The organism is Streptomyces sp. NPDC029674, from assembly GCF_044903205.1.
Lineage (GTDB): Bacteria > Actinomycetota > Actinomycetes > Streptomycetales > Streptomycetaceae > Streptomyces.
The window spans coordinates 415711-430712 of sequence record NZ_JBJDPY010000006.1 but is presented as its reverse complement, the minus strand read 5'-3'; the positions used below and the strand labels follow the sequence as shown (position 1 = coordinate 430712).

The 15002-nt window shown below is 73.7% G+C and carries 12 protein-coding genes; 5 read left to right on the top strand and 7 right to left on the bottom strand.

Annotation, left to right across the window (positions count from 1 at the left end):
- The first annotated feature begins 640 nt into the window (after nt 1–640).
- The gene (locus ACI2L3_RS17655) at nt 641–4438 is read left to right on the top strand and encodes a HEAT repeat domain-containing protein (protein WP_404753241.1); all 3798 of its coding nucleotides are present in this window, start codon (nt 641–643) and stop codon (nt 4436–4438) included.
- 30 nt (nt 4439–4468) lie between these two features.
- The gene (locus ACI2L3_RS17650; RefSeq protein ID WP_404753240.1) at nt 4469–4915 is read left to right on the top strand and encodes a hypothetical protein; all 447 of its coding nucleotides are present in this window, start codon (nt 4469–4471) and stop codon (nt 4913–4915) included.
- On the opposite strand, the gene ACI2L3_RS17645 is transcribed toward ACI2L3_RS17650, so the two are convergent.
- Genes ACI2L3_RS17645 through ACI2L3_RS17635 form a run of 3 tightly spaced genes read right to left on the bottom strand, consistent with a single transcriptional unit; the run spans nt 4894 to nt 6945 of the window.
- Nucleotides 4894–5760, bottom strand: a complete 867-nt coding sequence (locus tag ACI2L3_RS17645) for a phosphotransferase (protein WP_404753239.1) — start codon at nt 5758–5760, stop codon at nt 4894–4896. The two genes, ACI2L3_RS17650 and ACI2L3_RS17645, sit on opposite strands and share 22 nt — an antisense overlap.
- 22 nt (nt 5761–5782) lie before the next feature.
- Nucleotides 5783–6085: a DUF397 domain-containing protein gene (locus tag ACI2L3_RS17640; protein WP_404753238.1), complete on the bottom strand. Its 303-nt coding sequence runs from the start codon at nt 6083–6085 to the stop codon at nt 5783–5785.
- Complete coding sequence (locus tag ACI2L3_RS17635) at nt 6082–6945, bottom strand: Scr1 family TA system antitoxin-like transcriptional regulator (protein ID WP_404753316.1); 864 nt, start codon at nt 6943–6945, stop codon at nt 6082–6084. Before ACI2L3_RS17635 ends, ACI2L3_RS17640 begins: the two co-directional genes overlap by 4 nt.
- 139 nt (nt 6946–7084) lie before the next feature.
- Here ACI2L3_RS17635 and ACI2L3_RS17630 point away from each other — a divergent pair, with 139 nt between their 5' ends.
- A complete protein-coding gene (locus ACI2L3_RS17630; RefSeq protein WP_404753237.1) occupies nt 7085–7531 on the top strand; it encodes an ATP-binding protein in 447 nt (148 codons plus the stop codon).
- Here the strand turns inward: ACI2L3_RS17630 and ACI2L3_RS17625 are convergent.
- The 3 genes from ACI2L3_RS17625 to ACI2L3_RS17615 all read right to left on the bottom strand — a co-directional run bounded on the left by ACI2L3_RS17625 (nt 7528) and on the right by ACI2L3_RS17615 (nt 9961).
- Nucleotides 7528–8505, bottom strand: coding sequence for a molybdopterin-dependent oxidoreductase (locus ACI2L3_RS17625; RefSeq protein ID WP_404753236.1), 978 nt, complete (start codon nt 8503–8505; stop codon nt 7528–7530). The two genes, ACI2L3_RS17630 and ACI2L3_RS17625, sit on opposite strands and share 4 nt — an antisense overlap.
- A complete protein-coding gene (locus tag ACI2L3_RS17620) occupies nt 8502–8645 on the bottom strand; it encodes a hypothetical protein (protein ID WP_404753235.1) in 144 nt (47 codons plus the stop codon). The genes ACI2L3_RS17625 and ACI2L3_RS17620 overlap by 4 nt, the downstream gene beginning before the upstream one ends.
- A 161-nt stretch (nt 8646–8806) precedes the next feature.
- Nucleotides 8807–9961, bottom strand: a complete 1155-nt coding sequence (locus ACI2L3_RS17615; protein WP_404753234.1) for a lipase family protein — start codon at nt 9959–9961, stop codon at nt 8807–8809.
- 188 nt (nt 9962–10149) lie between these two features.
- Between ACI2L3_RS17615 and ACI2L3_RS17610 the strand changes: the two genes are divergently transcribed.
- A complete protein-coding gene (locus ACI2L3_RS17610; RefSeq protein WP_404753233.1) occupies nt 10150–10647 on the top strand; it encodes a hypothetical protein in 498 nt (165 codons plus the stop codon).
- Between the two features lie 116 nt (nt 10648–10763).
- Entirely contained in the window at nt 10764–13910 is a 3147-nt protein-coding gene (locus ACI2L3_RS17605; protein WP_404753232.1) for a tetratricopeptide repeat protein, read from the top strand.
- Here ACI2L3_RS17605 and ACI2L3_RS17600 read toward each other — a convergent pair.
- Nucleotides 13829–14929 (bottom strand): AraC family transcriptional regulator ligand-binding domain-containing protein, encoded by a 1101-nt coding sequence (locus ACI2L3_RS17600; RefSeq protein ID WP_404753231.1) that lies wholly within the window; start codon nt 14927–14929, stop codon nt 13829–13831. The two genes, ACI2L3_RS17605 and ACI2L3_RS17600, sit on opposite strands and share 82 nt — an antisense overlap.
- Nucleotides 14930–15002: the final 73 nt, after the last annotated feature.

The window sequence follows — 15002 nt, the reverse complement described above, 5'->3', positions numbered from 1 at the left end:
CCGGGCTGGCGGGCCTCGGGTTCTCCGCGCACGCGTTGACGCAGGCGGGTGGCGGTCCGGGCGGTGGAGGCGGGGATGTTCATGTCGTACGGGCCCGGGGGCGCGGCGCGGTCGCGGCGGGCGGCGATGTGACCGGGAACGCGTTCGGGACCCGCAGCAGGGCGACGTCCGACAGCCCTGCGCCCACTGGTTCCGCGCCCACTGGTTCCGCGTCCGCCAGCCCAACGCCCGCCAGCCCAACGCCCGCTGGCCCAACGCCCGCTGGCCCAACGCCCGCTGGCCCTGGGCCCGCTGGCCCTGGGCCCGCTGGCCCTGGGCCCGCTGGCCCTGCGCCCGCTGGCCCAACGCCCGCCGGCCCTGCATCCGCCGGCCCTGCATCCGCTGGCCCAACGCCCGCCGGCCCAACGCCCGCCGGCCCAACGCCCGCCGGCCCTGCGCCCGCCGGCCCAACGCCCGCCGGCCCTGCATCCGCCGGCCCTGCATCCGCTGGCCCAACGCCCGCCGGCCCTGCGCCCGCCGGCCCTGCGCCCAGCAGCCCTGCACCCGGCTCCCACGTCTCCGCCCGCGGTGACGGTGCCGTCGCCGCCGGAGGTGACGTACACGGGAACGCGTTCGGCGACGGAAGTGAGGCCGGGCAGCGATGAGTTCGACGCGCGACGGGGCAGAGGCAGCCGGGCGGAAGGCGTGGCGGCAGCGCGTCGGGGTGCGCGGGGACGGGGCGATCGGCGCCGGGGGTGACGTCGCCGGGAACGCCATCGGCGCGCACAGCAGCGTCACGCACACGCACATCGAGCAGCAGTTCGTGGTGCAGCAGGCGGTCCCGCCCCCGGGTCCGGGCCCGGCGTCGCCCGAGGAGGTCGACGACGCCCTGCGCCAGTACGCGGTCCGCGTCCGCGAGTGCTACGGGCGGCTCGACCTGGACGTCCTGATCCCCACGGAGGAGGGCGACCACCCACCGGTCGAGCTGAACGCGGTGTTCGTGCCGCCCCTCGTCCGCGCCGACCCGCCCCCCGTGGAGCTGCCGCGCGATCTCCTCAACCGGCTCCTCGAAGCCGGGGAGTGGCCCGCGGATCTGGTGCCGCCGGGCGTGGAGCTCGACCCGCAGACGCTGGAGCACGCGCGCCAGGCCTATCTGCGGCGTCCCGTACGGGAGGTCCTGGAGGCCCTCGCCGAGCCCGACGCCGACCGGACGGTGCTGCTCGGCGACCCGGGGTCCGGCAAGTCGACACTGGCGCACCACGTGGCGCTGGCGCTGACGGGTGCCGTGCCGCCCGGACCGCTGGAAGCCCTGACGGGCCGCGTACCGCTCGTCGTGGAGCTCCGCGAGTACGCCGCCGCGCCCTGGCGGGACCGTACCTTCGAGGAGTTCTTCGACCACCTGCACATCACGAAGGGTCTGGCGCCGGCGCGAGCGGTGCTCGGGCAACTCCTCGTCGGCGGACGGGTCGTGGTGGTATTCGACGGGCTCGACGAGCTCTTCGACCCGGGCGCGCGCGAACAGGTCAGCCACCGCATCGCCGACTTCGCGAGCCGTTACCGGGCGGCAGGCGTGCGGGTGATCGTCACCTCGCGCGTCATCGGCTACCAGCGAGGCGTACTCGAACGCGCCGACTTCGCCCACCACATGATCCAGGACCTGAATGCCGAGCAGATCGGCCGATTCGCGCACCAGTGGTACGCGACCGCGTGCCCGCACGACGCCGAGCGCGCCGCGCGCCTGTGCCGCCGCCTCAAGGAGGCGGTCACCCATTCCCGCCCCGTACGCGAACTCGCGGGAAACCCGCTCCTGTTGACGATTCTGGCCATCATCGGCCGCCGCCGGGAGCTGCCGCGCGACCGGCAGGGCGTCTACCGGCACGCGGTCGCGGTCCTCGTCGCCCACTGGGACGAGCACGCCAAGCACCTGCGCGACCCGGCGGAGGCCGAGGCCCTCTCGTACCTGGGGGACGAGGACCGGCACGAGCTGCTCCGCCTCGTGGCGCGCCGCATGCAGGACGGGCGGGGCGGCATCGCGGGTAACCACATCCACACCGACGAGCTGCTGGCCACGTTCAGGGATTACCTCCGCGAGCAGTACGAATTGCCCGCCGCGCAGGCGGTGTCGGCGGCCCGGACGATGGTCCGGCAGTTCCGTGAGCGCAACTTCATCCTGAGCCACTACGGCGGCGGCGTGTACGGGTTCGTGCACCGGGCGTTCCTGGAGTACCTGGCGGCGGAGGACATCGACCGCCGGTACACCCGCTACCGCGAGTGGAGCCGGGACGAACTCGTCGAGGAGGTCTTCGCACGGCACGCCGCCGACCCCGCCTGGCACGAGGTGCTGCTGCTCCTGGTCGGACAGATCGGGGAACCGGAGGCCGCGGCGGCGATCGACCGGCTCCTTGGCCTGCACCGGTCGCGGACCGAGCACGACGACACCCGCTTCGTCGTGCTGGCCGTCCGCGCGCTGGCGGAGGTGCGGAGGATCGGGCCGCTGGCCGCGCAGAGCCGGGCGGTCGTGGACGCGGTGATCGGGGTGCTGGAGGCGGTGGACCCGGAGAGCCCTCTCTTGCCGGAACTCGCGGACGCCGTCCCGGCATTCGGGACGTTCGCACCGCACTGGAGCGGCCGGGCCCGCCTGTTGCGCTGGTTCCACCTGCGGGGGCAGTACGCGCGGGCCGCGGAGCTGTCCGTACGCATCGCCTGCGCGCTGTACCCGGACGCCGCGTCGCACCGGTTCCTCGCCGTGCACGGACACAGTGCCGCGGTGCGGCGCGAGGCCATGCGGCAGCTGGTCCTGCGGTGGGAGGGGGAGGCCACGACCTGGGAGCTGATCCGCGAGTGCGCCGTCGCCGACCGTGCCGCCGAGGCGCGGAAGAGCGCTGTGCTGCTCCTGTGCGACCACCGGTGGGGCGAGGCGGCCACGCGGCAGCTGATGGCGGAGCGGGCGGTCGCCGACCCCGATGAACGGGTGCGCCAGGCCGCGCTGTCCCAGCTCGCCGTGGCCCCGATGGACGAGGAGGCCGAGGTGGTGGCCCTGGCCAGGGACCGTGCGGCGGCCGATCCCCATCAGCTGGTCCGTGCCGAGGCGCTGCTGGCCCTCGCCCGGCTGCGGGACGGCGACGGCGAGACGATGCGGCTCATCCGGTCCCGCGCGGAGTCCGACACGGAGGCGGGCCTGCGCGCCGCGGCACTGGAGGCCCTGTTTCTGCACCGGAGGTCCGACCCCGGCACGCGAGAGCTGATCACCGAGGCGGCCGTCCGGTCCACCTCCGCCCATGTCCGCCGCGTGGCGCTGCTCGTGCTGCTCCACGGCTGGGGCGGCGATCCCGCCACTGTGCGGCTGCTCTGCGAACGGGCCGTCGCCGATCCGGCCGAGCTCGTCCGGGGCGGGGTGCTGGACTTCCTGATGGCCGACCGCCCCGGCCACGCCGGGGTGCGGGAGCTCGCGGCCGACCGCTTGCGCCACGACCCTTCCGCGTACGTCCGCGAGACGGCTCTGTGGGCGTGGTCCCGTGGGCCGGACGGCGACCCCCTCGCCTGGGAACCGCTGCGTCATTGCGCACTGCACGACCAGGAAGCGTGGCTGCGGAGTGTCGCGCTCAACCGGCTGAGCGGCCTCGCCGGAGACGACGCCGCCACGGCCGACCTGCTGCACGATCGCGCACTCTCCGAACCCGACGACACCAACCGCGCCACCGCGCTGCGCCTGTTCACGGAGGCGCGCCCCGCCGAGGAGACCACCTGGCGGCTGGCCAGTGAGCTGGCGGCCGACGCTCCGCACGGTGCCCTTCGCGCGGTGGCCTTGCGCCGGCTGGGCGTGTACCGGGGCGCCGACGCCGCCACATGGCAGCTGGTCCGGAACCGCGCCGCCACGGACCCGGACCAGCTCGTCCGGGCGGAGGCGGCCCGGCAGCTGGCCGGCCGGGCCGACGCGGGAGACCTTCTCCAGACCCTCGCGACCGGCGACGCGTCCGCCTCGGTCCGTCGCGCCGCCCTGGAGGCGCTGGGCCGCCGCCCCGACGACGCGCCCGGCGGCTGGGAGGACATCGCCGGTCCCGCCGCCACCGACCCCCATGAGAGCGTCCGCCTCATCGCCGTCCGTCTGCTCGGCGCCCGGCACGCCCCGGACCCCGGCACACGTGAGCTGCTGCGCGACCGTGCCTTCTCCGACGCCGAGCCCGAGGTCCGGCGCGCGGCCCTGCGCTGGCTGGCCGTGGTCGACGATGGTGACCTCGCCGCCGGGACCGCGCGCGACCGGGCCGTCGCGGACCCGGCCGCCGACGTCCGTATCGCGGCCCTCCGCGTACTGGCCTTCGGCCGGCCCGCGTACCCGGACACGCTGCGGCTGCTCCGGGAGCGTGCGGACGCCGATGCCGACCCGGTGGTCCGCGAGGAGGCCGCCCGCGCGCTCGCGGCGGCGGAGGCGATGGCGTCGCTCGGGCACGAGGTGTCGTGACTCCGGTTCCGCGCGCCCATAATCCCCACCGTGGACCTGCGACCCGAACTCCTGCCCCCGCCCGTGCCCCCGCGACGGCTGGCCGCGCTGAGCCGTGAGATCGAGCGCGTCGCCGCGCTGGTCCTCGACGGGGACGGGGGCGAGGCCGTCACGGCGTTCAACGCGGCGACCGGACACCGTTACGGTCCGCTCGACTTCGTCGAGTACGAGGGGTGGCGGAGCCTGGAGGAGTTCGCGCGGGAGGCCGCGCGGCCCGCGTGGCCCCGGGTGCCGGATGCCACACGGGACGAGCTCGTCGAGATCGTGCGGCGGGTTCTGGCGGATCCGGGCTCCACGGACTGTGAGTACTACCTGCTGCTTCTCGCCGCGAACGTCCCGCACCCCCGTGCCCGCGACCTGGTCCTGGCGGGCGACGGTGCCGGCGCGGCGGCGCGGGTCGTCGACGAGCTGCTGAACTACCGGGCGATCAGCCTCTGAAGCGTCGCCCGGCCCGCGCAGCCCCACGTCACCTTGCCGCCGGGCAGCCCGCGTTCGCCGGCCCGGCCGACGGAGATGAGGGCGAAGGCTTGCAGGACGGCTCGTCCCCGGGCGCGACGGACTGTCGCCTCGTCGGCCCGTGCGTACGAGGCGAAGAAGCGTGGCGCCGCCCCCGCCGGCAGGAGCAGCCACGCCGCCGCGAGGTCCAGCGCCGGGTCGCCCGCGCAGAGTTCGCCGAAGTCGATGACGCCGGAGAGCGTGCCGTGGGTGACGACGGCGTTCGCGGGGTGCAGGTCGCCGTGCAGCCAGACGGGGGCGCCTTGCCACGGCGGTGCCGTGACGGCGTCCTGCCAGATGGTGCGGAGGGCCGGCTCCTGCTCCCCTATTTCCTGGGCCAGGTCCCGCAGTTGCCGTTCGAAGGCGTGGGCGAGGGTGGGGAGGGGTGCGCCACGGTCCTGGGTGCGGGGTGCGTCCGCCGGGGCCTCCTTGTGCAGCGCCCGCAGGAACTCCGCCAGCGTCTCCGCCCCGTGGTCGGCCCTGCTGATCGGCGTGCGGTCCGCCGGAGAACCCGGCACCCAGGCGGCGATGGTCCACGGCTGCGGGAAGCGGGGCGTCGGCTCCACCAGGTGTACGGGGGTCGGTACGGGGAGGGGGAGCGTCGGCGCGAGCGCCGGTAGCCAGCGGTGTTCCTTGCGGAGCAGTTCCGGGGCGCGCTCCGTGCGGGGGAGGCGGGCGGCCAGGTTCTGGCCCAGCCGCCAGAGTTCGTTGTCCCACCCCCTCACCGGGGAGTGGATCTCCAGCTCCGCGAGGTCCGGGTGCTGCTCCTTGAGGAGCGTGCGGAGCACGGTGGGGGTGGCCTCCTCCACGTCAGGCCTTGGCGTAGGGGAGGAACTCGGACCAGGTGGCGGGGGTTATGGAGAGGGTGGGGCCGGTGGGGTTCTTGGAGTCACGGATGTGGATGGCGTGGGGGCAGGACGATAGCTCTACGCATTGGCCGCCCTCGCCGCTGCTGTGGCTGGACTTCTGCCAGGGATAAGCGACTTCGACACACGTTCCGCCCTCGCCGCCGCTGTGGCTGGACTTCCGCCAGTTGTAGGCGACTTCGAGGCACTGGCCGCCCTCCCCGTCGCTGTAGCTGCTCTTGTACCAGTGGAGTTGCTCGGTGTTCATCGATCTCCCAGCATCTTCTCGATCAGCGCCCGGGACTCCTGAGGGTTGAGGGCCTGGGCTCGGATGATTCCATAGCGGAGGGCGATGATGCGGACCTCTTCCCGGTCTGTGATGAGCCGGGGGTATCCCTGTGTTTCCATGTACGCCACTGACTCACGCTTCTTAGGCGTAAGCAGCGTGAACGAGCCGCCCAGGCTCGGGTGTTCCTCGCGCTCTGTTGGCATCACTTGGAGCTGGACAGTTCGCATGTGACAGATGCGCAGGAGATGCTGCAGCTGCTTCTCGTGGACGTCAGGGCCGCCGATCGGCCGTCGCAGGACCGACTCTTCGATGACGAAGCTGAATTCCGGGGGCGGCCACTGCTCGAAGATCTGTTGACGCGATAGCCGGTCGGCGATCCGCGTCTCGACAGTCTCCTCGTCCAGCGGCGGCCGACGTTGCGTGAAGACGGCACGTGCGTATTCCTCGGTTTGCAGGAGACCGAGGATTGCCATGCAGCTGTAGTCGTACAACTCAACGGCCTGGGCTTCCAACTCCGCGTAGCCCCGGTACCACTCCGGATGTCGAGTCCGCGCCTTCTTCAGTGCCTCCTCGACGTCCTCGATGGCCGCCACCAGCACCCCGCCGGCCCTGAGCACCTTGTCGGCCCGCCGGAGGAACTCCGGCTGGGGCGTGCGGACGCCGCGTTCCATCGCGGAGATCAGGCCCTCCGTGCAGTGCACCTCCAGGGCCAGTTCCTTCTGACTCATCCCGGCGTGCTCGCGCAGGACCTTCAGTTGTTTGCCGAGTGCCCGGAAAAGGTGGGCAGTTCCGTCCACTACTGAGGGCCGCTCGGGGCGCTCCTCGTGATTACTCGCCATTGCCCGTACCGCCCTTGTCTGGGTCACGGTCGACGTCTCGTACGCCAACGGGCCGTACCCGTACTGCTACCCGGCGTCGTGGCGTCGTACCTGGCCACCGTAGGACCACTCGACCACGCTGAGTCACATGAATCCCCAAATGACCACTCGCGTCAGCGACTCCGAGGCCGCACCCCAGAGATTTGCGCAACTGTTCAGCTCCACCCGGCGAGGCGCCCGCCTGGCCCGGCGCCTCGCCACCCACCAGCTGGACCTCTGGGGCATCCCGCACGGGAGCGAGCTGTCCGACGCCGTCGCGCACGTCGTCGCCGAGCTCGCGGCGAACGCCGTCACGCACGGCCACGTCGCCGGCCGCGACTTCGAGCTGCGCCTCGTCCGGACGAGGCCCGACACGCTCCGTGTCGAAGTCGCCGACAGCCGGGGCGACCGGCGGCCCGAGGAGCAACAGGGCGCCCCCGACGCCGAGTCGGGACGCGGGCTGCTGCTCGTCGAGGCGCTGGCCAGTGCCTGGGGCGTGACCGAGCGGGCCGTCGGCAAGACCGTCTGGGCCGAGCTGCGCCACGAGGGGCAGTCAGGCCGCGGCTAACCCACCGTGAAGCGCACCTCGTGGACCGAGTTCCGGGAGCCCGGCGGCGGCTGGACGCGGCCCGCGGCGTCCGTCGCGCGGGAGCGGACCGTGTGCGGGCCGGGCGGGAGCGTACGGCGGAGGGAGAAGCCCTGCCAGGTGGGGTCGGCGCCGAGGACGTCGAGGGTGGCGGGTTCCCACGGGCCGCCGTCGACGGAGAGGTCGAGGCGGACGACCTCCGCCGTGCTCCAGGCGCGGCCGCGGAACACCACCTCGCCGTGGGCCACCCGCGCGTCGCCCGCCGGCGAGAGGATCTTGCTGTTGACGTCCAGTTCGCGGACCGGCCGCGGGGCGTCGTCACCCGGGAGTACCCGTGTGTAGAGCGTCGTCGTGAACATGTGCCGCGGGCGTTCGGCCGTGAGGACGACGCGGGTCAGCCACTTCACCGAGTTGGTGCCGAACATGCGGGGGACGACGGTCCGGAGCGGGTGGCCGTGCCGGGCGGGCAGCGGCGCGCCGTTCATGCCGTGGGCCAGGAACACGTCGCGGCGGGCGGTCTCCAGGGGGAGGTCCTTGACGTACGTGAGGCCGTCCTCGCCCTGGAAGGAGCCCGTGTCCGCGCCCTCGAAGCGCACGTGCCGCGCGGCGGGCAGCGGGAGCGCGCGGTCCAGGAGCGCGGCCAGCGGCAGGCCCGTCCACTCGATGTTCGTGACCGCGCGGGTGGGCGTGTCCGGGCGGAGCGGGCTGCCGAAGCACTCGTGTACGGCGGTGAGTTGCTGTCGGGGGAGGGCGAGGAGCGCGGGCAGGTCGAGGCGGAGGGGGCGGGCGACCAGGCCCTCGACCGTCAGCGTCCAGGTGTCCGGGTCGATCTCCGGGATGCCCAGGTGCGCGCGTACGAAGACGTTGTCCACCGGGGTGACGAAGTCGGGGCCCGGCGCGGGATCCGCCAGCGAAGGGTCACCCGGCGGCGGTGCCAACGGGGCCTGTGCGGTCACCGGGCGGCCTCCTGTCCGGTGACCTCCGGATCCGCACCCGGCTCCGTCGTGGGGCGGTGCGGCCGCGCGTCGGACGCCTTCATCGCCAGGACGAAGAGGGCCAGCATGGCCAGGGACAGTGCCGTGGGAGCCAAGAGCATGACGAGAATTCCCCCCGGTTCTCGAAGTCGTGCAAACCTCATGCAAACCTCGAAATCCTATGGGGGGCCACACCGCGCTGCCCACCGGTTTTTGCCGACCATCCGGAGATACCCGGGTTAAGGCTCACCGACGGAGCCGTAACCCGGGGCATCGACCGGGCTCAGCAGTCCCCTCGCGCCCGCTTGCCCGCGAACCGGTCCGCCAGCCACTGCACCGCGTGCGGCGACTGCGTGATCACGCCGCTGACGTGCTCACCGACCCGCACCGTCTGCCACTCCACGTTCGCGCCGCGCGCGCACCAGTCCTCGCGGACCTGCTTGCCCACGCCGTATGGAATGAGCTCGTCGCCGAGCGCGTGGTACTGGTACACGGGCGCGTCCGGCTTGACCGTGCCGACCCGCGACTCGTCGAGGCGCCGCTTCCAGTCGGGCTGGTCGAGGGGGTTCTTCGTGGTCACCGACGCGATGGTGCGGAACGAGCCGAGCACCGCGCCGTCCGCGACGCAGGCGTCCTTCATCGCGCTGAAGAGCCCCTTGCCCAGCGGGTTGAGGTAGGAGTCGAGGTTCAGTTCGGGGAAGGCCGCGTTCTGGCCGATCGCCGCCATGAAGATCAGGCCCGAGCCGTACAGGCCGTCGTTGAACTTCGCCACCTTCAGCAGGTCGCCCGGGATACCGCCGGCCGCCGTGCCCTTGACGTCGAGGTCGGGGGCGTACGATCCGTGCAGTTCGGCCGCCCACGACGACGCCTGGCCGCCCTGCGAGTAGCCCATGATGCCGACCGGCGTGTCCTCGTCCAGGCCCGCCTCGGGCAGCCGGATCGCGGCGCGCGCGGCGTCAAGCACGGCGTGACCCTCGGCACGGCCCACCGTGTACGTGTGGTCGCCGGGCGTGCCGAGCCCCTCGTAGTCGGTGACGGCCACCGCCCAGCCGCGCCGGGTCAGCTGCTGGATGAGGTTGGCCTCCAGGGTGGTGCCCTTGGGGAAGCCCGCGCTGGGCGCGCAGTGGTCGCCGACGCCGACGGTCCCGACGGCGTACGTGATCAAGGGGCGGGGGCCCTCGCGGCCGTCCTGCGGCACGATGACCGTGCCGGAGACGGTGTTCGGCTCGCCCTTGGCCGTGGTCGAGCGGTAGTGGATCTTCCAGGCCCGGGTGTTCGTGGGCTGGCCCGGCAGCGGGTGGAAGCTGCTCGGCTCGGCGCTCACCACATCGCCGGGGGAGCCGGCTTCCCCGGCGTGCGCCGCGGTGAGCGGAGTGACGGCCGACAGGCCGAGCGCGGCCACCACGGCCCACGCTCTGACGCTGGTACGTGTGTGCATGCGGCTCTCCCAACTGTCTGTGGAGGCGAGGGTGTTCTGGCAACGACCGTAGAGACCCGCGGGTAATCCAGGGGCTGACCGGGACGCTCACCTTCGTTGACTTCGGCTCGCAGGTATCCAGCGCGCCGCCCCGGCGCTACGTTCGCAGAGGGGGAGCCGCGGGCTCTGGAGCGAGTGGGGGTGTGGCGATGCTCGACGACGCCATGAACGAGTTGGCGGCCGCGGGCTCGGCCGCCGTCGTGCAGGCCGCGGGCACGGACGCCTGGCCGGGCGTGCGGGGGCCGGTGGCACGGTGGTTCAGCAGGGGCGATCCGGCGCGCGAGCGGGCCGAGCTGGCCCGCCTGGACCGCACGGACGCGAACGTCGCGGGAGCGGCGGGCGACCTGGGACGCCGGCTGCGCGGCGACGAGCAGATCTCCTGGCGCACCCGGTTCGAGATCGCCCTCGACGACCTCGACGACGGCGCGCGCGGGGAGCGCGGAGACGAACTGCGGGCGCTCGTCGGCGAACTGCGCGCCGCCGTCGCGCGCAGCGGGCCCTCCGTCGGGCACATGACGGTCTCCGGCCCCGGCGCGCAGGCCGCCGCGGGGCCCGTCGTGAACTACGGCAGCCCGGTCAACATCGGAGAAATGCACGGGGACCTGAGGCTGGACCGCCCTTCCCCGCCGGATCCGGCCGAGGGCTGAGCGGACCGGCGGGTGTCAGGCCGTTCACGCGGCGCAGCCCCCACATCGTCGGAGTACTGCCCCAGGAGGCGCACTGTTTCCAGGACCGCGGAGTCGGCAGGCGGCTCGCGCGGGAGATGGCCGACGGCGGCACCGCCGTGCTCGGCCAGGTCCTGTCCGGCACCGGCGGCGTCGGCAAGACCCAGCTGGCCGCCCGGTACGCGCGCGACCTGCTGCGCGGCGGCGAGGTCGACCTGCTCCTGTGGGTGACGGCGGTGAAGCGCGAGGCGGTCGTCGCCGCGTACGCGCAGGCCGCCGAAGACGTGCTCGGCATCTCCCTGGCCGACCCGGAGCAGGCCGCCGCCCGCTTCCTCGCCTGGCTGGAGCCGCGGCCACCGAGCGGCGACGGCGAGCCGGGGCCCGGCTGGATGGTGGTGCTCGACGACCTCGCCGACCCGGTCGACCTGCTCGCCGACCCTTCCGCGCCGCGCATCGCCCTGTGGCCCCCGGCGGGCCCGCACGGCAGGACGCTGGTCACGACGCGGCGCCGCGACGCCGTACTGACCGGGCACGGGCACCGCTGCATCGACGTCGGCCTCTTCGACAGGGAGGAGTCGGTCGGCTACCTCACACAGGTGCTCTCGGGGGCGCGCCGGGGCAACGGAGGCGGTACGGGTGACGCGGGCGGTACGGGCAGCAGGGGTGATGCGGGTGGCCGGGGCACGGGCAACGGCGGCGACCCGCCCCCCGGGCAGCCGTCGTCCGACTGCATCGCCCGGCTCGCGCAGGACCTCGGCGACCTGCCGCTCGCGCTGGCGCAGGCCGCCGCGTACCTCCTGGAGACCGGCCTGGACTGCTCCGAGTACCGCAAACGCCTCGCCGGACGCACGCGCGACCTGGCCCGTCTGATGCCCGAGCCCGGTTCGCTGCCGGACGCGCAGACCGTCACCCTCGCCGCGACCTGGTCGCTGTCCGTCGACCGCGCCGACCGGATGCGCCCGAAGGGCGTGGCGAGCCCGCTGCTCGCCCTCATCGCCCTGCTCGACCCCAGCGGCATCCCCGAGGCGGTGCTCACGAGTGGCGCGGCCCGCCGCTATCTGGCCCGGTACCGGGCCGCGACGGAGCCGACGAAGGCACTGGAGACCGCGAAGACAGCGGAACCCGTGCAGGCCGCTGAACCCGCGCAGCCAGTGGACGCCCTCGAGCCCGACGACGCCACCGACGCACTGCTCGCCCTGCACCGCATGCACCTCGTCGACTACACGCCGGGCGTGGCCCACCAGGCGGTCCGCGCCCACCAGTTGGTGCAGCGCAGCATCCGCGAGTCGCTGTCCCGGGAGCGGATCGACGAGGCCGCCGTGGTGGCCGCCGACGCGCTGGTCGAGGCGTGGCCGGAGGTCGAGAAGGACACCGCCCTTGGCGCGGCGCTGCGGGCGAACACCGACGCGCTGCGGCGCGTGGCCGACGGGGCGCTGTGGGCGGGCGCGGCGCACGACGTCATCTTCCGGGCGGCGAACAGCGTGGCGGCGTCCGGGCACTACACGCACGCCCTGGAACAGTTCAAGGTCCTCGCCGAGCAGGCCGGGCGGCGCCTCGGGGCCGACCACGTCGACACCCTCCGGGCCCGGGCCGACCGGGCCGAGATGTGGGCGATGTCCGGCCATCCGCGGGTGGCCTTCGGTGAACTGCGCGACCTGGTCGACGACGCCGAGCGGGTCTGCGGGGTGGACTCCCCCGACACGCTGCGTGCCCGGCACTCCCTCGCCCACGCGCGGGCGCTCGCGGGGGACGTGCCCGGCGCGCTCGTGGCGTTCGAGCAGGTGCTGATCGACTTCCAGCGCGAGCTGGGCGACGACGCGCCCGAGACGCTGAGCGCCCGCAACTTCCTCGCCCTGTGGTGGGGCGAGGCGGGGGACACGGCGGGCGCGATCACCGCACTGGAACACCTCATCGCCGACCGGGAGGAGGTACTCGGCCGCGACCACTCCGAGCTGTTCTGGGCCCGTCACAACCTCGCGGGCTACCGGGGGCGCGCCGGTGACCCCGCCGGTGCCGTGACGGCGTCGGAGGAGCTGCTCGCCGACCGGGAGCGGGTCCTCGGCCCCGACCACACCGACACACTGGCCAGCCGCGCCGAACACGCGCACTGGCTCAGGGAGTCGGGCCGGAACAGGGCGGCGCTCTTCGCCCTTGAGCGGCTCGTCGTCGACCTGGAGCGGGTGCTGGGACCGTGCCACATCGAACTGTTCGCCGTCCTGCGCAGCCTCGCCTTCTGCTGGGAGCAGGCGGGTGACGCCGCGGGAGCCGTCCTCGCCTTCCGGCAGCAGGTCGACGAGTTGCGCGAGACGTTCGGCGCCGAGCACGCCGAGACGGTGGCCGACACCGCGAACCTGGCCCACGCGCTGGTCCAGCGCGGACGGCAGCTGAGCGACGAGATCAGCACCCCACCATCCGACACCGAACGGAGAACCGTCATGCCGGAAGAGACCAGCCAGCCGCGGCCCGCCCGCCTCGACCAGGCGCTCGCCTGCTTCTACGAGGCCCGCGGCCTGACGGACCCGGAGGAGTCGCCGGGCGTCTACGGGATCATCCTGCACGACATCGCCGACACCTACCGCGACGCCCGCGACTACAAGGAGGCCGTCGAGCACTTCCGGCAGGCCGTCTCGTACAAGCAGCAGGCCGACAACCCGGGCGACCTGGCGACGACGATGACCGCGCTCGCCAACACGCTGGTCGCGATGGGCGAGCGGACCGAGGCACGGGACGTCCTGGAGCGGCTCGGCGCGGAGGTCCCGAAGATCCCGGACACCGAGCGGCGGGCCGCCGTCCTGCACAACATGGCGCTCACGTACGAGGAGTTGGGGCGGCTGGGCGTCGAGGGCGCCTACGCCGACGGGGTCGCCGCCTGCCAGGCCGTGCTCGCCCTCGTCGACGGCGAGACCGACCCCGGCTGGTACGCCTCCGTACTCAAGGACATGGGGGACGCCTACGACGCGCAGGACATGGTGGCACAGGCACACGCCGCCTACGAGGAGGCCGTGCGGTACACGCGGCGCATCGAGGGGACGTCGACGTCACTGATCACCGTGCTCATCGCGCTCGGCCGCGTCAGCCGGCGGCTCGGCAAGCTGGAGGGCGAGACGACGGTGCGGGGCGACGGCGCGGTGGTCAACGGCGCGGTGTTCGACGAGCCGGGGGATCAGCCGCGGGCGGCGCCTTCGGACACTCCGGGGCCGGACGACCCGGAGTCGGACGGCTCGGCGGGCGGCAAGGAGTCGTAGCGGACCGGGCCGCCGGGGCGTTCCGTCTCCGTCCGGTACGCGCCCGGCGTCGTCCCCGTCCACCGCCGGAACGCCCGGTGGAACGCCGTGTCCTCGGAGAAGCCGAGCCGCGCCGCGAGCTCCGCGATCGGCTCCCGGCCCTCCGCGAGACCGGCGATCGCCGCGTCCCGCCGCACCGCGTCCTTCAGTTGCTGGTACGAGGTGGACTCGTCGCCGAGACGGCGGCGCAGCGTCGCCGGGCTCACCGCGAGCCGCGCCGCGATCTCGCCCAGCGAGGGCAGCCGCGGCGAGCAGCGCAGCGCGCGGACGAGGACGCGGCGCACCTGCTCGGCGACCGTCGTGTCGTACTCCCGCCGGGAGAGCAGCTCGAAGGGCGCCCGGCACAGCATCTCGTCCAGCGCGTCCTCGTCCCTGACCAGCGGCGCGTCGAGCCAGTGCGGGTCGAAGCCGGCCCCGGTCCGCTCGGCGCCGAACCGCACGGCACAGCCGAAGAGCAGCTCGTACTCGTCCATGTGCGGAGGCGGCGAATGCCCGAACTCGGCCCAGCGCAGCGGGATGCGGCGGCCGATCAGCCAGCTGCACAGGCGGTGCCAGATGATCACGAGGCACTCGGCGAGGAAGTAGTCCTGTTCGAGATCGTTGCGTACGCGGAAGACGGCGTCGTCGCCGTGGCGTTCCAGGACGAGGTCGGGGCCGCCCGGGAACAGGCCGTAGAAGGTGGCGCCCCGCCGCACGGCGGCGCCCAGATCGCGGCAGCCCAGCGAGGCCCTGCACATCATCGCGAAGGTTCCCGGCCTGCTGACGGCGGAGCCCAGGCCCAGGAACTCGTCCTCCGTGACGCGGTACAGCTCCCGGAAGAGCCGGGCGAACTGGGGCTCGGTGACCCGGGCCCGGTCGTCGCCGAGGAGCAGCGGCGGGATCTGCGCTCCCCGCAGCAGCGGCACGGTGTCCACGCCGCGCCGCTCGGCGCCGCGCAGCACGGCCCGCACATGGTGCACGGTGATCGTCCGCCTGGCCATGTCACGACGTTAGTGACGGCTGAGCGGACCGGCCAGTGCTGCTGACGTTTCGCGTCATCCCGGGAGCCGGGCG